Here is a 22284-nt window from a genome sequence, read left to right as displayed (position 1 = left end):
GACCCTACGTGGGTTCGGCGACGTCCGGAAGGACCCCGACGGGGCGTTTACCGTGAGCAATTGGATGGGGTCACGGTGGCGACACGCCGACGAACAGCGTTACAGGTGCCGTGACCCCATCGAATTGCTCGCGGTCAGAGCCAGCCGTTGTCGGTGGCGGTGCGGAGCGCCTCAGCGCGGTTGCGGGCGCCGAGTTTGCCGATGGTGGAGCTGAGGTAGTTGCGCACCGTCCCCTCGGACAGGTAGACGCTCTGCGCTATCTGGGCCGTGGTCGCGCCGCCGGCCGAGGCGGCCAGGACCAGGGCCTCCTTCTCCGTCAGCGGCGAGCGGCCGATGCTCAGCGAGGCGGCCGCCAACTCCGGGTCCACGGTGCGGAGCCCCTCGGACACCCGCCGGATGGACTCCACGAGCCTGTCGACGGGGGTGTCCTTCACCAAGAATCCCACCGCTCCCCGTTCCAGCGCCCGGCGGAGGTAGCCCGGACGGCCGAAGGTGGTCACCACGATGATCCTGCTCTTGGGGGCGACGTCGAGCACGTGCGGGATGGCTTCGATGCCGTCGTCGACGCCCAACCCGCCGTCGGGCATCTGCACATCGAGGAGGATGACCCCGGGCTGGGTCTCCAACGCCCGCTGCACCACCTCTGCGCACGTGCTGGCCTGACCCACCACCTGCAGGTCCTCCTCCAGCGCGAGCATGGTGGCCAGCGCCGTCCGGATCAGCGTCTGGTCATCCGCGATCAGCAACGTGGTCATGCGGCGCCCTCCGGCACGGCCGGCGCCCCGCTGCGGGACTGCGAATAGGACTCGATCTTCGACAGGCAGGACGATCGCAGCGACGCGCCGGACCCGGTGGAGGACACCCCGGTGGAGGCCACCACGGTGGTGCCCACTCCGTCGGCCACCACCTCGAGCCGCCCTCCGGCTTCCGCCACGCGGGCGCGCAGGCCGCTCAGGCCGGTGCCGTTCCGCTCCCGGTCCCCGATCCCACGGCCGTCGTCAGAGACGGTCAGCACCCCGTCGCTGTAACAGATGGTGCAGGTGGACGCTTCGGCGTGCCGCACGACGTTGGTCACGCTCTCCCGTACCACGTAGCCGAGCAGTTCCGACGTCCGGTCGTCCAGGGCAGGCAGGGCCGTCGGGATGACCGCCTCGATGCCGGCTGCGGTCAGCACCGAGCGTGCCGAGGCGATCTCGCTCGCGAGGCGCACCTTGCGCATCCCGGAGGCAGTCGCCCGGACGTCGGCGAGGGCCTGTCGGGCGATCTGGGCCAACTCGGCCACCTCCGCGCGGGCGGCAGTGGCGTCGCGGTCGATCAGGCGTTCTGCCAGGTCCGCTTTGACCGCCACCGCAGTCAGCGAGTGCCCGAGGATGTCGTGGAGATCACGTCCGATCCGCTCCCGCTCCGCCGCGACCGCCAGCACCGCGGTGCGCTGCTCCGACAGCCGCAGCCTGTCGCGGGTGCGGCTCGTCTCCAGCGCCAGCGCGATCACCAGGCCCATAGCCAGCCCCAGGGCACCCATCACCACGATCTGCAGGTTCCGCTCGACCAGTGCCGTCAGGATGGCGACCGCTGTGGTCACGAGGATCACGACACGCGAATGCCGGAATGGGAGGAGCACGGCGGCCGTGGTGGTGATGTAGGGCACCTGGTAGATGGGCATCGTGTGCCCTGGCGACAGCGCCATCAGCCCGACGGTGCCGAGGACGGCCGCCATCCAGAGCCATCGGCCGCGTGCATTCCAGTGGGCAATGGCGGTGGAACCCACCACGAGGAACCCGAGCAGCAGGGAAGTCGCCACCACGAACAGCCAGATGTGCAGCGGCGCCCCGGAGGCGAACACGATGGGGATGAGGACGAAGGCGGCACCGGGCGCGATGTACAGGCCGCCCTGCATCACCATGCGCCGGTACCACGGCAAACCGTCTGCCGCCGGCTGGTGGGCCGGGGCCCGGCTTTCGTCGAGAACGCTATCCATCTACAACCTTCAGGGGTCGGGGTGCGACCTGCGCACAGCATGACCGTAGCCGAGTCCACAGGGCGCAACGCGTCAGACCATCATCGCGGAGCCGGTCATGCCCCCAAGGGCCGTGTGGCACTACATCACCGACGCCGCGACGACGAATGGACCTGCCCCAGCTTCACGGCTGGCACCGCGCGGCGCCAGTAGGCGATGTCACCACTCTGGAATGACATCTGTCATCAACCGACGGACAGCCAGGCCAGATCCACCGGCGACTGCTGCGCCGACAACCAGCACAGGAGACGGTGCTCGGCCATCATCGCGCACGACGAGGCGCGCAGCCCCTGCTCCGTCTCCCCCAGCCCGGCGGCGAACAACTTGGCCACCGCCACGTCACGGCCCCTCATCGGAGCACCCGCCGAGCGGACCCGGCCGTAGCCGATGCGCGACATCGCCTCGATCCCCAGTTCCCGGAAGTTGCCGACCGGCCAGGCTCCGCCGGCCAGGTCGATGGGCACCATGCCGTGCATCGTCAGCACGATCACCTCGTCGACGCGGCCCCGCGACAGCACCTGGGTGGCCGCCTCCTGCGCCTCCTGCTCCAGCGGGAGGCCGAGCTGGGTGGCGAGGTGCGCGGCGACGGCGCCCCACGCCGTAGGCTTCTCGAGCACCTGCCCGAGCACGAAGTCGACGCGGTCCACCAAGTCATCCGGGGTCCAGCTCTCCATCATGTGCCGCACGGCGACATAGGCCCAGGCGTCGTCCACCAGACGCTCAGCGGCCAGCTTCTCGCGGAGCTGCGCCGGGTCGAGGTGGGAGCCGATCTCCAGCAACGTCCGGCCGCCGGGGCCCCATACCCCCACCGTCGACAGCCCGGGCGGCGGGTACAGCTCGAACTCCCCGTCGGTGTCCGTCACCCGGACGCTCTCATCGGCGACCACCAGGCCGTCGGGGACACTCAACTCGACGCCGTGCCCGACGCCGGGATAGCGGTCGAACGGGAACCACGACGGCTCCAGCGGCATGTCCAGAATGTCGCCCTCGAGGGCCTCATAGGTCCACGCCGACGACAGGATGCTCTTCGGCCGCAGCAGCGGCTCCGCCTCCAGGAGGTATGCGGTGCCAGGCTCGGGGCCGTCGCTGCACAGCCCGCGTCGCTGCGTGAGCAGCCCAGGGCCGTGTTCCGACGGGAGGACGATCTCGCCCGACGCCTCGGCCAGCCAGCAGATGGGGGCCTGCTCCCCCACCACCCGCAGCAGGGGGCCTGGGACGGTGACGGTGTCGTCGATCTCCGAGGTGAGGTTGACCTGCAGCCGCAGGCGCGGGCCGGACGACAGCCGCACCGAGCCGGTCACGCCCGAGGTGTGCCGCAGCTCGGCCCCCGCATCGTCGACGGTGTCGTCGAGCAGGGTCCAGCCGTCACCGAATTCGACGCTCAGGTGCCGCAGCCGGCCGTCCCCGCTCATCTCGAAACCGTCCGCCCGGGGGCGCGTCTCGAAGTGTTCGCTGGCGACCCCCGTGAGTTCCAGGCTCATGATGTCTCCTCGGCGATCTCCTGCGGGTGCGACTCCGGCAGCACCGCCTGGACGACGGAACCGTCCTTGCGACGCCCGCCCACCAGAGGGTGACTCCCCTCCAACGATGGCAGGAGGGGACCCTGCCCGTCGAGCGGCACCGCCACCGGACTTCCGGGCAGCACCGTCAACGGCCTCCCGCGCACGGCCAGTTCGACCGGTCCGCCCTCCTCCACGTCGAAGGCGATCGAGGTGCGCTCAAGGCGCACGCGCAGGCGCGACCCGTGCACGGTGATGGAGAAGGTCAGCGACGGCCAGTCCTGGGGCAGGCGTGGGTCGAACGTGAGTTGCCCGTCGTGGTCGCGCAAGCCGCCGAAGCCGTGCACGAGCGCCTTCCACACGCCGGCGGTCGACGCGATGTGCACGCCGTCGCGGGCGTTGGAGTGCAGGTCCGCGAGATCCACGAACAGGCCGGACGTGAAGTACTCCATGGCCATGTCCTGGTACCCCACCTCCGCCGCGAGGATGGACTGCACCACGCTGGAGAGGGTGGAGTCGCCGGTGGTGATGGGGTCGTAGTACTCGAAGTTGGCCTTCTTCTGCTCCGCCGTGAACTGGTCACCCTGCAGGAACATCGCCAACACCACGTCGGCCTGCTTCAACACCTGGAACCGGTAGATCACCAGCGGGTGGTAGTTCAGCAGCAGCGGCCGCTTGTTGTCAGGGGTGTTCTCCAGGTCCCACATCTCCGAGTAGAGGAACTTCTCGTCCTGCGGGTTGATCCCGAAGGTCTCGTCAAAGGGGATCACCATGCCCTTGGCGCAGGCCTCCCACTCGAGCACCTCGTCGTCGGTCAGGCCCAGCTCCTCCACCACGCGCTGGTACGCCGCCTCGTCCATGTGGCGCATCTCGCGGATGAGGGAGACCGCGTAGTTGAGGTTCGCGCGGGCCATGACGTTGGTGTAGAGGTTGTTGTTGACCACCGCGGTGTACTCGTCCGGCCCGGTGACGCCGTGGATGTGGAAGTTGTTGGCGCCCTCGGCGTCGGTGCGCCAGAAACCGAGATCTGCCCACATACGTGCGGTCTCCACCAGCACGGCGGCACCGTCGCGGTACATGAACCTCTGGTCTCCGGTGATGTCGCGGTACTTCTCGAAGGCGAAGGCCACGTCGGCATCGATGTGGTACTGGGCGGTGCCCGCCGCGTAGTACGCCGACGCCTCCTCACCGTTGATCGTGCGCCACGGGAACAGCGCGCCGCGTTGCGACAGCACCGCAGCCCGGTCACGGGCCTGCGGCAACATGATCACCCTGGAGCGCAGCGCGTTGCGGGCCGCCCGCGGCGAGGTGTACGTGAGAAACGGCAGCAGGTAGATCTCCGTGTCCCAGAAGTAGTGGCCCTCGTAGCCCGAGCCCGTCACGCCCTTGGCGGGGATGCCCAACTGGTCCGCGCGGGCCGACGCCTGCGCCAGTTGGAAGAGGCACCAGCGCACGGCCTGCTGGATGGCCGGCTGACCCTCGACGACCACGTCGGAGTCGCGCCAGAAGTTGTCCAGCCAGTGCCGCTGCTGGTCGTAGAAGTAGTCGAAACCCTTGTCGCGGACGCGGTCGAGCGTGCGGCGACAGCGGTCCGACAGTTCGGCCACCGGCACCCCACGCGAGCTGTGGTAGACCGCGGCCTTCGAGATCCTGATCGGCTCGCCCTGCTTCGCGTCGAAGCGGTACACCTGCTTGCCCACGTCTTCGGTGGTGGAGATCACCGCCTCGTACCGGTTCTCCGTCTCCAGGTAGTGGTCTGCCGCCACCGCGAGCGTCATGCCGGAGCGCGCCGTCTGGAAGCCGAGCAACATGCGATCGCCCTTGCTCCAGTTGAGTTCCGGGTTGAGCACCCGCTCCTGGAACGTGCTCGTGCGCCGCGGGTCGAAGCCCTCCGCCTGCTCGGTCGCCCGGTAATCGGAGTACCCGTCCTGCCGGTTGACGATCTGCGAACTGACCACGATGGGGGCCTCACCACCCTCAAGCAGTGTGATCTCGATCTGCATGAGGGCAAGGTGACGGTCGGTGAACGAGACCATGCGGCTGCTCCTGATCTCCACCACCTTGCCTGACGGCGTGCGCCACACCACCTTGCGCTTGAGGCAGCCGGAGCGCAGGTCGAGGACCCGCTCGTAATCGTCGAGGTCTGCCACCGTGAGCGTCAGCGGCTCGTCGTCGACATAGACCTTGAGCAGCTTGGCGTCCGGCACGTTGACGATCGTCTGGCCGGTGTGGGCGAACCCGTAGGCGGCCTCGGCGTGCTCGATGGGCCACGTTTCGTGGAAGCCGTTGATGAACGTGCCGTTGGCGTAGCTGACGCGCCCCTCCTCAGGGTTCCCGCGCATGCCGAGGTAGCCGTTGCCGACGGCGAAGAGTGACTCCGTGGTGCCCACGTCCTTGGCGCTGGGTTCCACCTCCACCAACCGCCACGGGTCCACCGGGAAGCGCGAGCGGTTCATCGGGTCGCTGGTGATCTCCCGGGTCTTCATGCCGTCAGCTCCCGGAGGTCGTCGACGACGACGTCGGCGCCGGCGACGAGCAGCGCCTCGTGCCCGACGCCGCGGTCCACCCCGATGACCAGGCCGAAATCGCCCGCCGCGCCCGCGGCCACGCCCGAGATCGCATCCTCCACGACGACGGCGCTGCGGGTGGGCACGTCGAGCATCTGGGCGGCGTGGATGAAGGTGTCCGGAGCCGGCTTGCCGGCGATGTGCGCCCGGGCGGCGACGTTGCCGTCCATCACCACGGGGAAGTAGGGGGCGAGCCCCGCGGCGCGGAGGATGGCCGGCGCATTCTTCGACGACGACACCACCGCGAGCTTGAAACCGCCGGCCGCGAGCTGCTCGACCAGGAGTTTCGAGCCGGGATAGGGGGCCACGCCGTCGCGCTCGATGATGGTGTTGAAGGCCTCGTTCTTCCGGTTGCCGAGCCCGCACACCGTCAGCTGGCTCGGGTCGTCCGTCGGCCGGCCCTCCGGTAACACGATGCCGCGGGACAGGAGGAAGTCGCGCACCCCGTCGTAGCGCGGTTTACCGTCCACGAAGGCGAAGTAGTCGTCGTCGGTGTACGGCAACTGGCCGCTGCGGGTACTGAGGAAGCCGTTGAACATGTCGGCCCACGCGTGCATGTGCACCTCAGCGGTTGGGGTGATCACTCCATCGAGGTCGAACAGGACTGCTTGGTAGTCGCTCCACTCCATGGGCCCACCCTATGCGGCGCTGGCGGCCGCCGAGCGGATGCGAGGCCGGTCCCGGTATTTACCGCGCCGGTGCTGAGCGACCGACCCGCTTCCGGCGCTGACAGCGACCGCACCAGTACATGTTGCGACCCTCCAGCATGGCGGTGCGGATCTCGGAGCCGCAGACCAGGCACGGCTGCCCGGCCCGGCGATAGACGTAGACCTCCCCGCCGTGCCGGTCGACCCGCGGGTCGCGGCCCTGGGCCTCCGGGCCGTGCTCCTCGCGCACCGTGTCGATGCGGCCGGCGCCGACGGCGTAGTGCATCAGCTCGACCAGATCCGCCCAGATGGCGTCCCAGGTGCGGCGGTCGATGTCACGGCCGGGTATCGCGGGGTCGAGTCGGTGCCGGTAGAGCACCTCAGCGCGGAAGATGTTGCCCACCCCTGCGGCGACGCGCTGGTCCATCAACAGGGCGGCGATCGGCTTGCCGGAGCGCCGCACTCGTTCGAAACCCCGCGACGGGTCTGCGTCGGCGCGCAGCGGATCGGGACCGCTCGAGGCGACCACCGCGTCGCGCTCCTCCGGGGTGATGATGCGGCACCATTGCGGCCCCCGCAGATCTGCGACGGTGACGCCGTTGTGGATGCGCAGCCGCACCTCGCCGACAGGTGGGGCCAGGGGCTCGAAGCGGATCTTGCCGATCAACCCCAGGTGGATGTGCACGACGTCGCCCGTGGCGAAGTCGAGGAAGAGGTGCTTGCCGACGGCTTCCCCGTGGTTGAACACGGAGCCGTCGAGCGGTGTCGCGTCGAAACGGCCCTGCGGGGAGGTGACGGAGACCTCGACCCCGCCGAAGGTGGCGGTGTATTCGGAAGCGAGCCGGTGAATGACGTGACCCTCAGGCATTTCGCCACCTTAGCCGGCCGTAGACTCGGCCCATGAGCGAAGAGCAGCGGCGTGAGTTCGGGCGCGACGGCGTGTCCGGCCTGGTGGACCGGGAGCGGGCCCTTCGGGCCAAGCTGCTCCCGCGTCGGGACCGCAGCACCGAGGACCAGCAGAAGCACCAGCGGCTCCGGAACCGCAACGCCCAGGGAAGTTGAGCGATCAACGGTGTGACTAGGGCGTCCGCACAGATGGACGCCCGAGGTTCCTGGGCAAACTGCGCATAGACTCTGCTCATGTCTCCGAACGACCCGACCAAGGGCGCACTCTCTAAGGCTCAGCGGTTCTCGTATTCCGAAATGAGGTCGATGCGGCGCTGATGCCGGTCCTCCCCCGGGAACTGCGTGGTGACGAAGGTCTTGACGATGTCGTAGGACTCTTCCAGCGACTGCATCCGGCCGCCCAGTGAGATGACGTTGGCGTCATTGTGCTCGCGCGCCAGCCTGGCCAACTCCACGTTGTAGGCCAGCGCCGCGCGCACACCCTTCACCTTGTTGGCCGCGATCTGCTCACCGTTGCCGGAGCCGCCCAGCACGACGCCCAGGGAACCGTCCTCCGCGACGACTGCCTCTGCACAGGGGATGACGAAGGGAGGGTAGTCGTCCAGCGCGTCGTACTCGTGCGCGCCGTGGTCGACGACCTCGAAGCCGTCCTCCTGAAGCCGCTCGACGAGGTAGTTCTTCAACTCGAAGGCCGCGTGGTCAGTGGCAATGTGGATTCGCATGGGTCAACTATCCCAGCCCTGCGGGGCCGCTGCTCAACAGGGTGACGAATCCGGCCTCGTCCAGGATGGGCAGCCCAAGCTCCTCCGCCTTGGCGGCCTTCGTGCCCGCGTTGGCGCCCACCACGACGTAGTCGGTGTTCTTGCTCACCGAGCCCGCGGCCTTGCCCCCGCGGCTGATGATGGCCTCCTTCGCGCCGTCCCGGGTGAAGCCCTCCAGCGAGCCGGTCACCACCACCGTGACGCCCTCCAGTGTGCGGGGCTGTGACTCGTCCACCTCGTCAGCCATCCGGACCCCGGCGGCCGCCCACGTGTCGACGATGGCGACGTGCCAGTCCACGTCGAACCAGTTCTTCACCGACTCCGCGATCACCCCGCCCACGCCCTCCGTCGAGGCGAGCTCCTCCAGCGAGGCGGCGCGGATGGCGTCGAGCGACGCGAACCTGGCGGCCAGCGAGCGGGCGGCCGTGGGGCCGACGTGCCTGATGGACAAGGCCACCAGGACGCGCCAGAGGGGCTGGGTCTTGACGGCCTCGAGGTTGGCGAGGAGCTTCTCCCCCACCGTCGACAACACGCGGCCGTTGCGGCAGGGCGCGTCGGCGTCTGCGGGCTTGGCCAGCCTCGTGTAGAAATCCGTGGCGAGCAGGTCTTCGACCGTCAGGTCGAAGAGGCCGCCTTCGTCCGTCAGCAGACCGGCGCTGAGCAGCGCGTTGGCGCCCTTCTCGCCGAGCGCCTCGATGTCGAACGCGCCACGGGACGCCAGGCTGAACAGACGTTCCCGGAGCTGGCTGGGGCAGGTGCGGGAGTTGGGGCACCGGATGTCCTTGTCGCCCTCCTTCTCCGGCCGCAGTTCGGTGCCGCAGGACGGGCAGTGGGTGGGCATCACGAACGGCCGCTCCGAGCCGTCGCGCAGCGCCACGACGGGCGCGACGATCTCCGGGATGACGTCGCCGGCCTTCCGGAGCACGACGGTGTCGCCGATGAGCACGCCCTTGCGCTCTACCTCGAACGGGTTGTGGAGCGTGGCCATCTCCACCGTCGAGCCACTGACGAAGACGGGCTCCATGATCCCGTACGGGGTGACGCGCCCCGTGCGGCCCACGTTGACCCGGATGTCGAGGAGCTTGGTGTTGACCTCCTCCGGCGGGTACTTGTACGCGATGGCCCAGCGAGGAGCCCTCGACGTGGCCCCCAACCGGTCCTGCTCCGAGAGCTTGTCCACCTTCACCACGACACCGTCGATCTCGTGGGTCAGGCCGTGGCGGTGTTCGCCGTAGTAGGCGACATACTCCGCCACCTCCGCCCGCGATTCCAGCACCTTGTAAGCCGGGGACACCGGCAGGCCCCACTCCTTCAACTGCTCGTAGGCTTCTGACTGCGACTCGAAGGCGGCCCCCTCCACGACGCCGATGCCGTGCACGATCATCTGCAGCGGGCGCGAGGCGCTCACCGCGGGGTTCTTCTGGCGCAGCGAACCCGCCGCGGCGTTGCGCGGGTTGGCGAAGGGCGCCTTGCCGACCTGGACCAGCGCCTCGTTGAGCCGCTCGAAACCGGCGACGGGGAAGAAGACCTCGCCGCGTACCTCCAGCACGGCCGGGGCCGCGCCCTTCAGCCGCCGCGGGATGCCCTTGATAGTTTCCACGTTGGGTGTGACATCTTCGCCCACGCGCCCGTCGCCGCGCGTGGCCGCGACACTCAGGCGGCCGTCGAGGTAGAGGAGGTTGACGGCGAGCCCGTCGATCTTCAGCTCGCACAGGTAGCGGTCTGCCGGGGTGCGGTTGAGCCAGCCGGTGAGTTCCTCGTCCGAGAACACGTTGTCGAGGCTGAGCAGGCGACGGCGGTGCTCCACGGGCTTGAAGTCCGTGATCCGCGCGGTGCCCACGCGCTGGGTGACGGAATCAGGCGTGACCAGCGACGGGTGGGCGTCCTCGAGCGCCTGGAGCTCACGCATCGTCTCGTCGTACTCCGCGTCCGACATGGTGGGCGAATCAGCCCCGTAGTAGGCCTCCTGGGCCTCGGTCAGGCGCGTGTTGAGGTCAGTCCACTGGCGGCGCAACTGCGGGGATTCCACCCCGGCCCGGCTCTCTTCACTCATAGGTTTTATCGTTGCATACGCTGGTGACACCACCCAGATCTACGGTGGCGGAATCATTTGCTCCCGGGAGCGCCCTAAATCCCACCGCCCAGGGCAGTTCAGTAGAACAATGCAGGAAACCCTGACGAGGGCGGACAACATCGACACAGGAGAATAGACACCCCATGGCTACGGCGAACATCACGCGCGACGAGGCCGTCGCACGGTCCCAGATCATGACCACCGAGGCCTACCGTGTTCTCGTGGACCTCACCGGTCGTGAGGTCGAACAGCCCGCCCGGCAGTTCGTCTCGACCACGCACCTCACCTTCTCCTCCGCGGGCGGCTCGACCTACCTCGACCTCATCGCCGACGACGTGCGTGAGGCCACCCTCGACGGTGAGGCGTTCGACACCTCGGCCTTCGACGGCTACCGCCTCCCCCTCCCCGAACTCCTGGAGGGCCAGCACGAGGTGCAGGTCGTGGCCACGTGCCGCTACTCCAACACGGGCGAGGGCCTGCACCGTTTCGTGGACCCCGCCGACGACAAGGCGTACCTCTACACCCAGTTCGAGACGGCCGACGCGCGCCGCATGTTCGCCAACGCCGAGCAGCCGGACCAGAAGGCCACCTTCCAGCTGACCGTGCTGGCCCCGAGCGAATGGGTGGTGTTCACCAACTCGGCCCGCGTGGAGCCGCACGACATCGGCGACGGTTTCGGCCGCTTCGAGCACGAGCCCACACCGCCGGTCTCCACCTACATCACCGCGCTGGTCTGCGGCGAGTTCCACGTGGTGGAGGGCACCATCACCACCGACGGCAAGGAGATTCCGGCGTCGGTAGCGTGCCGCCGCTCCCTGGCCCAGTACCTGGACGCGGACCGCATCCTCACCACCACGCAGCGCGGTTTCGAGGTCTTCGAGGACTCCTTCGGCGTGCCCTACCCCTTCTCCACCTACGACCAGATCTTCGTGCCGGAGTTCAACGCCGGGGCCATGGAGAACGCCGGCTGCGTCACCTTCCGCGACGAGTACCTGTTCCGCTCGCGGGTGACGTCGCGTGAACTGGACGCCCGCGACAACACGATCCTCCACGAGCTGGCCCACATGTGGTTCGGCGACCTCGTCACCATGCGCTGGTGGAACGACCTGTGGCTCAACGAATCCTTCGCCGAATGGGCCTCGCACTACGCCAACGACGAGATCTCGAAGCGCTACGACACCGGCACCAACTCCTGGGCGTCGTTCAGCAACGAGCGCAAGGCCTGGGCCTACCTGCAGGACCAGCTCTCCACGACGCACCCCATCGCCGCCGACATGAGCGACCTCGAGAAGGTCGAGCAGAACTTCGATGGCATCACCTACGCCAAGGGCGCCTCCGTCCTGAAGCTGCTGGTCTCCGTCGTCGGCCGCGAGGCGTTCCTCGCCGGCGTGCACGAGTACTTCCAGAAGCACGCGTGGGGCAACACGGAGCTCTCTGACCTCCTGGTTGAACTGGAAGCGGCCTCCGGCCGCGACCTGTCGTGGTTCTCCACGCAGTGGCTCGAGACGGCCGGTGTCAACACGCTGGCCGCCAGCTTCGACCTCGACGAGGAGGGCCGCTTCACCCGCTTCGATGTCGTGCAGACGGCACACGCGGACTGGCCGACGCTGCGCACGCACCGCCTGGGCATCGGCGTCTACAGCCTCGGCGAGGACGGCCTGCTCACCCGCAGCCACTACGTCGAGACCGATGTGGACGGCGAGCGCACCGCCATCGAGGACCTGGTGGGGGTGCACCGCGGCGACGTCGTGCTCCTCAACGACGGCGACCTCACCTACGCCAAGGTGCGCTTCGACGACGATTCGGCCGCCGCGCTCGTGGAGCACATCGGCGCGCTGACAGATCCCCTGGCCCGCGCCGTCTCGCTCACCGCCTTCTGGGAGATGACGCGCGACGCGGAGTTCCCGGCACAGCAGTACAAGCGCCTGGTGCAGGCCGCGCTCCCCTCGGAGAACGACATGGCTGGCGCTTCGACGCTGCTGGCTCAGGCCAGCAACGCCGCCCTCGCCTTCACTGCTCCGGAGCTGCGCGACGACCTCAACACCCGCTGGGTGGCGGGGCTGGCGCAGCTCCTCAAGGAGACCGAGCCGGGCTCGGACAAGCAGGTGCTGATCGCCAAGGCGCTCATCGGGAATGTGCGCACCGCGGAGGGCATCGAGCTCATCCGCGGGTGGCTCCACGGCGAAGAAGTGCCCCAGGGGCTGGTCATCGACACCGGCATGCGCTGGGCGATCACGGCGGCCCTGGCCAAGCTGGGCGCCATCGGCCACGACGAGATCTCCGCCGAACTGGACCGCGACAACACCTCCGCCGGCGCCGAACAGGCCGCCGGCGCGGGGGCCGCGCTCCCGGACGTGGACTCCAAGTCGCAGGCGTGGGCGCTGGCCACGGACGACCCGGACGTGCCGAATGAGACCCACCGGTCCATCTGCATGGGCTTCTGGCGCTACGGCCAGGACGAGGTGCTGGAGCCCTACCCGGCCGCCTACCTGGACCTGCTCGGCCGCATCTCGCGCCGCGAGGGCACGTGGGCCGACAGGGGCTACGCCACCGTCGGCACCGCGCTGCGTTGGCTGTTCCCGACGCCGCTGGTGACGGAGTCGCTGGTGGCCACCATCCAGGCGTGGCTCGACGACAACGAGCCCAGCGAACAGGTCCGCCGCTCCGTCACTGAACGCCTCGACGAGGCACGCCGCTCGCTGAGGGCCCAGGAGCGCAGCCGCCTCGACGCGTCCTGAACAACGACGAAAGGGCCGCCGGGCAACAATGCCCGGCGGCCCTTCGTCGTTCAGGTGCGGTCAGTTCGGACGGGTGTTCTCCAGTTCGGTGCTGCTGGCCTTCAGCTCGCGCTCGCGGCGTTCGCGCGCCAGCTTGGGGCCGAAGTAGAGCAGAGCCACGATGACGCCGAAGCCCAGCGGGCCAAGCACCATCAGGAACATCAGGAGCATGTCAGAGACGGGCTCCGGCTGGGGCCAGCCCGGCAGGACCTCGAGTGGGAGCAGGTTCATGGCAGGCACTCTATACGGAACTGGCGTGGGAGAGGAGTCAGTCCGTACGGTAGATTGAGCCGACCACGGGAGGAACCATGGAGCCACGCGCCGTAGTAGATGGCGACGAGATGCAGTGGGCGTTGAACCGCATGACGCACGAGATCCTCGAGAAGAACCACGGCAGTGCCGACGTGATCCTGTTGGGCATCATCACACGCGGCGCCCCTCTGGCGGAGCGGATCGCCGCCATCGCCGAGGCGCAAGGGCACACGATCCCTGTCGGGCGACTGGACATCACGATGTACCGCGACGACCTGCGCCGCAACCCCACCCGCATGCCCAGCCCCACCGTCCTGCCGGAGGAGATCGACGACAAGGTCGTGGTGCTGGTGGACGACGTGCTGTTCTCCGGACGCACTATCCAGGCCGCGCTGCTTGCGCTGGCAGACCTGGGCCGGCCGCGCTCCATCCAACTGGTGGCACTCATCGACCGCGGTGGACGCGACCTGCCCATCCAGGCGGACATCGTCGGCAAACACATCCCGACCGCCCGCGACGAACGGGTCCGCGTGAACCTCACCGAGACCGACGGCCAAGACCTCATCACCATCGAACGGAGCGGCCAGTGAAGCATCTCCTCGGCATCGCCGATCTCAGCGCAGAAGAGATCTGGACCATCCTCGACACGGCCGAGGAGATGCACGACATCCAGTCGCGCCCCATCAAGAAGCTGCCCGCCCTGCGCGGCCGCACCATCGTCAACCTGTTCTTCGAGGACTCGACGCGCACCCGCTCGTCCTTCGAGTTGGCGGCCAAATGGCTGTCGGCAGATTCCATCAACATCGCGGCCAAGGGGTCGTCGGTGTCGAAGGGCGAGTCCATGAAGGACACGCTGCAGACCCTCGACGCCATGAGCGTCGACGCCATCGTGATGCGGCACGCCGGCTCCGGCTCGGTGGCGCAGGCGGCCGGCTGGGTCCGCGCGTCGATGATCAACGCCGGCGACGGCATGCACGAACACCCCACCCAGGCGCTCCTGGACGCCCACGCCATCCGTCGGCACCTGCGCGCCAACGATCTGGGCGACCTGAAGGGCAAGCGCATCGCCATCACCGGCGACCTCCTGCACTCCCGCGTGGTGCGCTCCAACGTGCTCCTGTGGGGAAAGGTGGGCGCCAGCGTGGTCCTGGTGGCTCCCCCGACGCTCATGCCGCCCGGCGTGGAGACGTGGGGCGTCGAGACCACCGCGACCTTCGACGAGGTGCTGCCGGAGGTCGACGTGGCCATGATGCTGCGCGTCCAGCGCGAGCGCATGCAGGGCGGGTTCTTCCCCTCAGAGCGCGAATACATCGACGCCTACGGCCTCACCCCCCGACGCCTCAGGATGCTGAAGGACGGCGCCTGCATCGCACACCCCGGCCCGATGAACAGGGGCCTCGAAATCTCGTCAGCGGCCGCCGACGCCGCGCGCTCGATCATCCTCGACCAGGTCTCGGCCGGTGTCGCGGTGCGGATGAGCGTGCTCTACCACCTGCTTGCCGGAGAGGAAAAGTAGTAGATGACCGCCACCACGCTCCACGGGGTGCAACTGCCGGACGGCACCCGCACCGACCTCCACCTTGCCAACGGCGTGATCACCGAGTCAGCACCGGCCGACGCGCGGATCGTGGACTGCCACGGGCTCATCGCGCTGCCGGGCCTCGTCGATCCCCACACCCACCTGCGTGAGCCGGGCCGTGAAGACGCCGAAACGGTGCTGAGCGGCACTGAGGCCGCCGCGCGCGGCGGGTTCACGGCAGTGTGCGCCATGGCGAACACCCAGCCCGTCACCGACACAGCAGAGAAGGCCGAGCACGTGCTCGACCTGGGCCTCAACGCCGGCCTGGTGGACGTCGTCGTGATCGGCGCCATCTCCAAGGGCCTCAAGGGAGAGGAACTCGCCGAACTGGGCCTGATGAACCGCTCCCGCGCCCGCGTGACGATGTTCTCCGACGACGGCATGTGCCTGATGAACCCCCAACTCATGCGCCGCGCGCTGGAGTGGGTGCGCCCCTTCAACGGCGTGGTCGCCCAGCACTCGCAGGATTCGTTCCTGGCCGGCCCCGGCGCCTGCTGCCACGAGGGCGAGTTGTCCGGGCGCCTCGGCCTGGGCGGCTGGCCGCCCGTAGCGGAGTCGACGATCATCGCCCGCGACGCCATGCTGGCTGAGGCCACCGGTTCCCGGCTGCACGTGTGCCACATCACCACCGCCGAGGGCGTCGAAGTGGTGCGGTGGGCCAAGCAGCGCGGCGTGCAGATCACGGCTGAAGTCACGCCCCACCACCTGCTGCTGGGCACCGAGGAACTCACCGGCTACGACACCGTCTACAAGGTGAACCCGCCGTTGCGCACCCCCGAGCACATCGAAGCACTGCGCGCCGCGCTGGAGGACGGCACCATCGACGTGGTGGGCACGGACCATGCGCCCCATGCGCCGCAGGACAAGGACCATGCCTTCGTCGACGCCAGGCCCGGCATGCTGGGTCTGGAGCAGGCGCTGTCCGTCGTCATCGAGACCATGGTCAAGCCAGGGCGTCTCACCTGGGCCCAGGTGGCCGAGCGGATGAGCCACGCTCCCGCCCGGCTGGCGTCCCTGGCGGATCAGGGGCGCCCGCTCCGGGTGGGCGAGCCCGCCAACATCGTGCTGGCCAACCCTGATCGGACCGCGACGGTGGACAGGGCTCAGTCGAGGTCGCTGAGCCGCAACAACCCGTACCACGGACGCACCCTGCCGGACCCTGTGGAGGCCACCTTCCTGAGGGGTCGCCAGACCTTCGCGCGCACCGATTCCTGAGGGGTCCCCGCGCTGGGGGGCCCTGATCCGGCCGGGGCGTTCTCAAACGCTCGTTGAGAACGCGTGATCGTCAGAATTCTTTGCACCTGAACGCTCCGCCTTGCGACACTCACCGCACCTGCACTGTCGCACGGAAGGCCCCCCAGCGTGAATAACCGCTTGTCAAGAAGAGTTCTTGCCATCCTCGCCGTGATCGCCCTCGCGATCACCGGCTTCGTAGCACCCGGCACGGCGAAGGCCGTCGACCCGCCTGCCCACCAGGGCAACAAGATCACGTTCCCCGGCAACGATGGCCAGGATCATGCCGTCTCCTGGGACGGCCATTCGTTCAAGATCGACGGAGAGCGCCTCGTCATCTGGTCCGGCGAACTCCACCATTGGCGGGTACCGCACGAGGACGGATGGCGTGACGTCTTCCAGAAGCTGCGCGCTGCGGGCTTCAACGCAGTGTCTCTCTATTTCTTCTGGGGATTCCACCAGAACGAGGAGGGTGGCCCCTTTGATTTCTCCGGTCCCCGTGATCTCGACAAGCTGCTGACTCTCGCCGCTGAGGAGGGCCTCTACGTCATCGCGCGACCTGGCCCGTACGTCAACGCCGAGGTGTCCATGGGCGGCCTCCCCGCGTACATGGTCAACAAGACTGCCGGCTCCCTGCGCTCCACCGATGCTTCGGTGCTGGAGCCCTCCAAGGAATGGCTCTCCGCTTTCAACGAGATCGCTCGGGAGCACCAGATCACCGACGGTGGCGGTTCCATCATCATGTACCAGGTTGAGAACGAGCTCATCACTGAAGACACCAACCGTCGCGCCTTCCTGAAGACGCTGGCGGAGCACATCGCTGCAGACGGCATCGATGTGCCCCTCTTTCACAATGACTGGGGCATGGGCGGCCGCTTCTCGGACGTGGAGAACCTCGGCCTCGACTATTACGCCTACGACCAGTACCCGCTGGGCTTCTCCTGCGACGCTGGCCGCAACGCGATCAACGATCAGGAACAGGGCTTCCGCAACATTTCCCAGGACACGCCGCACTTCATCACGGAAGCTCAGGGCGGAGCATTCTCCCCCTGGGGCGCACTCTGGACCGAGAACGACAAGTGCAAGGAGTTCGCAGACCCGGCGTTCACCCGTCAGTGGGGTGCGAACAACATCGGTCAGGGCATCACTGCCTTCAACTACTACATGATCATCGGCGGTACGAACTGGGGTTACACCGGGCTCCCGGCTCCGGCTTCACCAGCTACGACTACGGTGCTGCCCTCAACGAGGACCGCACCATCACTCCGAAGCTCGCTGTGCAGAAGGAATTGGGCTACTACCAGCGCGGCTTCCCTCAGCTCACCTCGATGGCGCCAGCACCGCGCATCACCGCTACTGAGCGCACTGGCGGCAACGTCAACATCTACCAGCGCGTCGCCACCGATCAGGAACACAAGGCGCTCTCCGTCAGCGGCAACGGCCCGCGCTACATCGCTGCGCGCCTGAGCAATTCGAATGACACCACCGAGACCTCGTTCACGTTCCCGCTGAGCCTCGGCGAGCCCACTGGTCCGGTAGCGGACGCCTACACCAACGACGACCGTTCGGCCACTATCACGTACTCCAGTGGCTGGACCCAGGTTGCCGACACCTCGGCGTACAAGAGCACCCTGAGCCGCTCTTCGACGGCGGGGTCAACCGCAGCGTTCACGTTCACCGGAACCGGACTTGAGGTCATCGTGCCCACTGGTCCTGATTACGGCAAGGCAACGCTGACCGTCGACGGTGGCACCCCCGTTCAGATGGACGCCTCCTACAACACCAATCAGAACGCCCCTGTGCAGCAGGTTCGTGGCCGCGTCGAGGGTCTGACGCAGGGCACCCACACCGCCACGATCACCGTGACCGGTCAGGCTGGCGCCAACGCCACCGGAACTGCCTTCGCCATCGACGCGCTCAACGTGCTCGGCGCCAGCACCGGCTCCACGAGCACCGTGTACAACAACTCGGACACGGATTTCTTCACCTTCACCCCCGCCCCAGTGGTCTTCACTCCTACGTCCGGCGCGGAAGCCGCGAACTGGACTCAGGCGTCGGGTCACCGCTGGACGTCCGGGAACATCAGCGGCGACGAGACCTACACCCGCACCGCCGGGGACTCGGTGGAGTTCACCTTCACCGGCACGGGCTTCGACGTCATCGCCGCCCACTCCAGCAACCACGGCCCGGCCGATGTCTACATCGACGACGTCCTTGTGGGCCAGACCGAGGAGGACGTGACCCCGAACGCTGTTCCCCAGCAGGTCATCTTCTCCAAGAAGGACCTGTCCGATGGCGAACACACTGTGCGTCTCGTGCACAAGGGTGTGTTCTTCCCAGGAGCTCAGGACCCACGCGGTGTCTACTTCTCGGTCGACGCCGTGCGCGTTCACACCGGTGACGCCACCGTCGATCCGGAGGTTCCGTCGGGCGAGATCGTCTGGCCGCGAGTGCCCCAGAAGGCTGACACCAAGCTGGCCCTGCACGGCCGTGACGCACTGATGATCACCGCAGACGTGAAGCTCGGCGGGGTCCACGACCTGTACTACACCACCTCCCAGCTGTTCGACGAGCCGTTGATCACTGACGCAGGAATGATCCAGACGCTGGTGGGCCACCGTGCCGACGCCGGCGAGACCGTGCTGCGCGTGCCGGCGGGTTACTCCGTCAACGCGCCCGCGGGCGTAACGCAGGACTACGACGCTGCCACGCAGCAGTTGCGCCTCAACTACACCCACGGTGCCACCGCGCAGGACATCAAGGTCACTCGTGCTGACGGGAAGATCCTGATCCTGCGGGTCCTCGATCGCCAGACCGCTGCCACCACCTGGCACATTGAAGGCATCCGTGGCGACGGTAACGACACCGTCGCAGTGCACGGGGCGTATCTGGTGCGCACCGTCGAGTTTGAGGGCACCACCGCCCACCTGACCGGTTCCATGGCTCAGAGCGGCACCCTCAACGTGACCCTGCCAGCAGGTATCACCTCCTACACCTGGAACGGCCAGACACTGACCGGCAATAACGCCCCGTCTCCCGCAGCCGTTGCGACGCCAGCCCTCAACTGGGTGAAGAAGGCCGAGCCCCTGCCCGTCGCAGTCGACTACGACGACTCCGACTGGACCGTCGCCAACGCCCGTACCCCGCTCAACTCACAGCAGGGCCCCGGCACCAATGGTGTGGTGCTCGACTCGAACCGCTACGGCTTCCACAACGGTTCCGTCTGGTACCGCGCCGAGTACACGGCAGCCGACACCGCACCGACGAGCCTGTCGTTCCGCGGTAACGCCGGCACGTACGGCGCGCAGCGCAAGGCGCCGGGCTTCTTCCAGGTCTGGGTCAACGGCCAGTACGCCGGTGCCCGCACCCTCAACGGCTCCACCCAGAGCGTCCCGGTGCCTGCCGGGTCCATCGTCGGCGGCCAGGAAGTCGTCGTCACGGTGCTGGCCAACAACCTGGGTCTGAACCTCGACTGGTCGGATGACGGCCTGTCGCGACAGAACCGTGGTCTCTTCGAAGCCAACCTCGGTTCGAAGGCCGGCACCGAGACCTGGAAGTTGCAGGGCTCCGCAGATGCGTTCGGCCAGTCCGACGCCATGCGTGGCATGTACAACACCGGCGGCAAGATCGGCGAGCTCGAGGGTTGGCACCTACCGGGCGTCGACACCACTGGCTGGACCCCCGCGTCCACGATGGAGGCCACCGAGGCCGGCACCACCTGGTACCGGACCGAGGCCGACCTCAACGTGCCCGAGGGCCAGGACACCGCTTGGCGCCTGGTCATCGACGCCGACAACTTCGGCGGCACCACCGCCACGCGCACCAACGGCAGCCAGGTCGACCTGTACGTCAACGGCTGGAACGCCGGCGTGTTCATCGGCGACGTCGGCCCGCAGTCCGAGTTCACCATCCCGGCGGGATGGCTGAACCCGCGCGGCGAGAACGAGATCGCCGTGTCCGTGGTCGCGAAGTCTGCTGGCCAGGGCCCCACCACCATCCGTCTGGTCCCGGTGCACTCCACCACCGGCGCCCCGGCGGACTGGCAGCCCTATCCCGCCGCCAACCAGGCGCAGTACCTGAGCGGCATCCTCACCGCGCCGTCGATGACGGTCACCTCGGCCCCGGCCGAACTGACCTGGGGCGCCAGCAGCACCGTCAGCTTCGCCATGACCAACGTGCCTGCGGGCAGCACGTTCACCGTCGACGCCCCTGCGGGCTGGACGGTGACGCCTGCGACGCAGACCACCACCGGTGACACCGCGTCGGTGACGGTGAAGGCCCCGCTGGACGGTACTTCGGGCACCATCCGAGCGGTGGCCAGGCTCGCGGACGGTCGCACCGCCAGCGTCTCCACCGCGATCCGCTTGATCGACCCGTCGGTCCTGGACATCGCCGGCATCGTGGCGTGGAACTCCGCCGAACCGAACGAAGGCGGCGGCAGCGGCTACGTCACGGCGTTGGCAGACGGCAACCCGAACACGTACTGGCACACCCGCTGGAGCGGCGGCACCACGCCCTTCCCGCACTACGTGGTGCTAGACCTGGGCGAGGTCAAGGACATCGCCTCGTTGACCTACCTTCCGCGCCAGAGCAGCACCAACGGCCTCATCGGTGAGTACGAGGTCCACGTGGCCGCCGCGGGCGACTTCGGCGTCCGCACCGACGAGCAGCTCAAGCAGATGGCGTACCCCGAGCCGGCCGGTGTCCAGTACACCAAGGTGGCCGAGGGTACGTTCAGCGACGGTCTGGGTCTGAAGACGGTCGAGATCCCCGACGGCCCCGTCGAGGCGCGCTACGTGAAGTTCGTCGCGGTACACCCCCTGATTGCGGGGCACAACTGGACGACTGTGGCGGAACTGACCGTCTCCGGAGATGCTCCGGTGGCGGTGGCCCCCACCCTCGCCGCCATCACCAACCAGTCGGGCAAGGTGGGCACCGCGGTGTCCATCCAACCGACGGTGACCGGCACCGCTCCCTTCACCTGGAGCGCCAGCGGCCTGCCCACCGGCGTGACGATCAACACGACCACGGGTCTCATCACCGCACCCCCACCGTGGACGGGGCGTTCCCCGTGATGGTGTCTGTGACGGACGGGACCGGGCTCAGCGGCTCCACCACGTTCACCCTGAGCGTGGCGAAGACCGCCACTGCCTCGCCTAGCCCGTCGGTGTCGCCTTCGCCGAGCGTGTCGCCGAGCCCCTCGAAGTCGCCTTCGGTGAAGCCCTCGGTGTCGCCTTCGGTCAAGCCGTCGGCGACCCCGACCAAGCCGTCCGACACGTTCGTCCGGACCGCGCCCTACACCGAGCCCGGCACGCACGACTTCAACGGCCGTCAGTGGATGACCATCTGCGAACCGTATTCGCAGACCGAGCGCTGCCGCACCGAGATCTGGGCCACCGTGGTCAAGGTCGAGGACGGCACGTTCGTCCGCAAGTCGGGTTGGGCCTTCAACAACCTGACCTACCTGCCGTACATGACGCGTCAGGCCTGGAAGGGCAACCCCCTCGGTGACCTGGGCTCCACCACGAACGGCGTGTTCACGTCGGCCGGTCGGCAGTGGAAGACCGAGTGCGACACCGCCGCCACGGGCAGGGGTGCCTGCCGCTCCTACACCTGGACGACGGTCTACGCCGCCACGGCGAAGGCTGCGGGTGGGTATTCCTTCTCGCAGAGCAACGAGTGGGTGTTCAACAACATCGTGATGTTCGGAGGACCGGAGAAGCGTTGATCCGTTCCTTGGGCCGGGCGCGCAGTGCCCGGTCGAAGGGGCGGTGAGGTGACTCTCCGCTGAAGTGGACCCCCGGGCTTTCAGGCAACCTGCTTGGAAGCCCGGGGGTTCTTCGCGTGTGCGCTGCTGCTCTCGGCCTCTGGTGCACCCCGTGGGCGAAGGCAGCCAACGCGCGAGCGGGGTGGGCCCGCCGTCGTCCGGCGATGGAGCTGCGATTCCTGCTGGGTCGGCGCTGCCGACGGCG

At 68.1% G+C, this 22284-nt stretch carries 18 protein-coding genes; 8 read left to right on the top strand and 10 right to left on the bottom strand.

Annotated features, from left to right (window positions below):
- Positions 1–134 precede the first annotated feature (134 nt).
- The 6 genes from J7D54_RS05260 to J7D54_RS05235 all read right to left on the bottom strand — a co-directional run bounded on the left by J7D54_RS05260 (position 135) and on the right by J7D54_RS05235 (position 7598).
- Entirely contained in the window at positions 135–755 is a 621-nt protein-coding gene (locus tag J7D54_RS05260; RefSeq protein ID WP_182764381.1) for a response regulator transcription factor, read from the bottom strand.
- Positions 752–1978 (bottom strand): sensor histidine kinase, encoded by a 1227-nt coding sequence (locus J7D54_RS05255; RefSeq protein ID WP_182764382.1) that lies wholly within the window; start codon positions 1976–1978, stop codon positions 752–754. The genes J7D54_RS05260 and J7D54_RS05255 overlap by 4 nt, the downstream gene beginning before the upstream one ends.
- A 224-nt stretch (positions 1979–2202) precedes the next feature.
- Positions 2203–3498: a hypothetical protein gene (locus J7D54_RS05250; protein WP_182764383.1), complete on the bottom strand. Its 1296-nt coding sequence runs from the start codon at positions 3496–3498 to the stop codon at positions 2203–2205.
- Positions 3495–6002: a glycoside hydrolase family 65 protein gene (locus J7D54_RS05245; RefSeq protein ID WP_182764384.1), complete on the bottom strand. Its 2508-nt coding sequence runs from the start codon at positions 6000–6002 to the stop codon at positions 3495–3497. The genes J7D54_RS05250 and J7D54_RS05245 overlap by 4 nt, the downstream gene beginning before the upstream one ends.
- Positions 5999–6712, bottom strand: a complete 714-nt coding sequence (locus tag J7D54_RS05240) for an HAD family phosphatase (protein ID WP_182764385.1) — start codon at positions 6710–6712, stop codon at positions 5999–6001. Before J7D54_RS05240 ends, J7D54_RS05245 begins: the two co-directional genes overlap by 4 nt.
- Positions 6713–6770: 58 nt before the next feature.
- Positions 6771–7598 carry an Fpg/Nei family DNA glycosylase gene (locus J7D54_RS05235; RefSeq protein ID WP_182764386.1) on the bottom strand — a complete coding sequence of 276 codons (828 nt, stop codon included), beginning with the start codon at positions 7596–7598 and terminating at the stop codon, positions 6771–6773.
- A gap of 32 nt (positions 7599–7630) precedes the next feature.
- On the opposite strand from J7D54_RS05235, the gene J7D54_RS05230 reads away from it, so the two are divergent.
- Positions 7631–7792 carry a hypothetical protein gene (locus J7D54_RS05230; RefSeq protein ID WP_182764387.1) on the top strand — a complete coding sequence of 54 codons (162 nt, stop codon included), beginning with the start codon at positions 7631–7633 and terminating at the stop codon, positions 7790–7792.
- A gap of 119 nt (positions 7793–7911) precedes the next feature.
- Here the strand turns inward: J7D54_RS05230 and J7D54_RS05225 are convergent, their stop codons facing one another.
- Positions 7912–8358, bottom strand: coding sequence for a ribose-5-phosphate isomerase (locus J7D54_RS05225; RefSeq protein WP_182764388.1), 447 nt, complete (start codon positions 8356–8358; stop codon positions 7912–7914).
- A 7-nt stretch (positions 8359–8365) separates the two neighbouring features.
- A complete protein-coding gene (ligA, locus tag J7D54_RS05220; protein ID WP_182764389.1) occupies positions 8366–10450 on the bottom strand; it encodes an NAD-dependent DNA ligase LigA in 2085 nt (694 codons plus the stop codon).
- Between the two features lie 164 nt (positions 10451–10614).
- On the opposite strand from ligA, the gene pepN reads away from it, so the two are divergent.
- The gene (gene pepN, locus J7D54_RS05215) at positions 10615–13209 is read left to right on the top strand and encodes an aminopeptidase N (RefSeq protein ID WP_182764390.1); all 2595 of its coding nucleotides are present in this window, start codon (positions 10615–10617) and stop codon (positions 13207–13209) included.
- 60 nt (positions 13210–13269) lie between these two features.
- Here the strand turns inward: pepN and J7D54_RS05210 are convergent, their stop codons facing one another.
- Positions 13270–13479: a hypothetical protein gene (locus J7D54_RS05210; protein ID WP_076060554.1), complete on the bottom strand. Its 210-nt coding sequence runs from the start codon at positions 13477–13479 to the stop codon at positions 13270–13272.
- A gap of 77 nt (positions 13480–13556) precedes the next feature.
- On the opposite strand from J7D54_RS05210, the gene pyrR reads away from it, so the two are divergent.
- The 5 genes from pyrR to J7D54_RS05190 all read left to right on the top strand — a co-directional run bounded on the left by pyrR (position 13557) and on the right by J7D54_RS05190 (position 21387).
- On the top strand, positions 13557–14090 hold the full coding sequence (gene pyrR, locus J7D54_RS05205; RefSeq protein WP_182764391.1) for a bifunctional pyr operon transcriptional regulator/uracil phosphoribosyltransferase PyrR: 534 nt from the start codon (positions 13557–13559) through the stop codon (positions 14088–14090).
- Positions 14087–15016, top strand: a complete 930-nt coding sequence (locus J7D54_RS05200) for an aspartate carbamoyltransferase catalytic subunit (RefSeq protein WP_182764392.1) — start codon at positions 14087–14089, stop codon at positions 15014–15016. The genes pyrR and J7D54_RS05200 overlap by 4 nt, the downstream gene beginning before the upstream one ends.
- A 3-nt stretch (positions 15017–15019) precedes the next feature.
- Entirely contained in the window at positions 15020–16294 is a 1275-nt protein-coding gene (locus tag J7D54_RS05195; RefSeq protein WP_182764393.1) for a dihydroorotase, read from the top strand.
- A 147-nt stretch (positions 16295–16441) separates the two neighbouring features.
- Entirely contained in the window at positions 16442–17779 is a 1338-nt protein-coding gene (locus J7D54_RS14235) for a beta-galactosidase (RefSeq protein WP_245244150.1), read from the top strand.
- 296 nt (positions 17780–18075) lie between these two features.
- The gene (locus tag J7D54_RS05190; RefSeq protein ID WP_255433777.1) at positions 18076–21387 is read left to right on the top strand and encodes a beta galactosidase jelly roll domain-containing protein; all 3312 of its coding nucleotides are present in this window, start codon (positions 18076–18078) and stop codon (positions 21385–21387) included.
- Here the strand turns inward: J7D54_RS05190 and J7D54_RS05185 are convergent.
- Entirely contained in the window at positions 21350–21556 is a 207-nt protein-coding gene (locus J7D54_RS05185) for a hypothetical protein (protein ID WP_182764394.1), read from the bottom strand. The two genes, J7D54_RS05190 and J7D54_RS05185, sit on opposite strands and share 38 nt — an antisense overlap.
- Here J7D54_RS05185 and J7D54_RS05180 point away from each other — a divergent pair.
- Positions 21540–22040: a hypothetical protein gene (locus J7D54_RS05180; protein ID WP_182764395.1), complete on the top strand. Its 501-nt coding sequence runs from the start codon at positions 21540–21542 to the stop codon at positions 22038–22040. The genes J7D54_RS05185 and J7D54_RS05180 overlap by 17 nt on opposite strands.
- The last annotated feature ends 244 nt before the right edge of the window (positions 22041–22284 follow it).

It is taken from the genome of Tessaracoccus sp. MC1865, assembly GCF_017815535.1.
In the GTDB taxonomy this organism is placed as follows: Bacteria; Actinomycetota; Actinomycetes; order Propionibacteriales; family Propionibacteriaceae; genus Arachnia.
The sequence above is the reverse complement of the archived record's forward strand: the minus strand, read 5'-3'. Positions and strand labels throughout refer to the sequence as shown.

Coding starts and splice junctions, on each gene's coding strand:
- J7D54_RS05260 (WP_182764381.1), bottom strand. CDS start 755: ATGACCACGTTGCTGATCGCGGATGACCAGACGCTGATCCGGACGGCG.
- J7D54_RS05255 (WP_182764382.1), bottom strand. CDS start 1,978: ATGGATAGCGTTCTCGACGAAAGCCGGGCCCCGGCCCACCAGCCGGCG.
- J7D54_RS05250 (WP_182764383.1), bottom strand. CDS start 3,498: ATGAGCCTGGAACTCACGGGGGTCGCCAGCGAACACTTCGAGACGCGC.
- J7D54_RS05245 (WP_182764384.1), bottom strand. CDS start 6,002: ATGAAGACCCGGGAGATCACCAGCGACCCGATGAACCGCTCGCGCTTC.
- J7D54_RS05240 (WP_182764385.1), bottom strand. CDS start 6,712: ATGGAGTGGAGCGACTACCAAGCAGTCCTGTTCGACCTCGATGGAGTG.
- J7D54_RS05235 (WP_182764386.1), bottom strand. CDS start 7,598: ATGCCTGAGGGTCACGTCATTCACCGGCTCGCTTCCGAATACACCGCC.
- J7D54_RS05230 (WP_182764387.1), top strand. CDS start 7,631: ATGAGCGAAGAGCAGCGGCGTGAGTTCGGGCGCGACGGCGTGTCCGGC.
- J7D54_RS05225 (WP_182764388.1), bottom strand. CDS start 8,358: ATGCGAATCCACATTGCCACTGACCACGCGGCCTTCGAGTTGAAGAAC.
- ligA (WP_182764389.1), bottom strand. CDS start 10,450: ATGAGTGAAGAGAGCCGGGCCGGGGTGGAATCCCCGCAGTTGCGCCGC.
- pepN (WP_182764390.1), top strand. CDS start 10,615: ATGGCTACGGCGAACATCACGCGCGACGAGGCCGTCGCACGGTCCCAG.
- J7D54_RS05210 (WP_076060554.1), bottom strand. CDS start 13,479: ATGAACCTGCTCCCACTCGAGGTCCTGCCGGGCTGGCCCCAGCCGGAG.
- pyrR (WP_182764391.1), top strand. CDS start 13,557: ATGGAGCCACGCGCCGTAGTAGATGGCGACGAGATGCAGTGGGCGTTG.
- J7D54_RS05195 (WP_182764393.1), top strand. CDS start 15,020: ATGACCGCCACCACGCTCCACGGGGTGCAACTGCCGGACGGCACCCGC.
- J7D54_RS05190 (WP_255433777.1), top strand. CDS start 18,076: ATGGACGCCTCCTACAACACCAATCAGAACGCCCCTGTGCAGCAGGTT.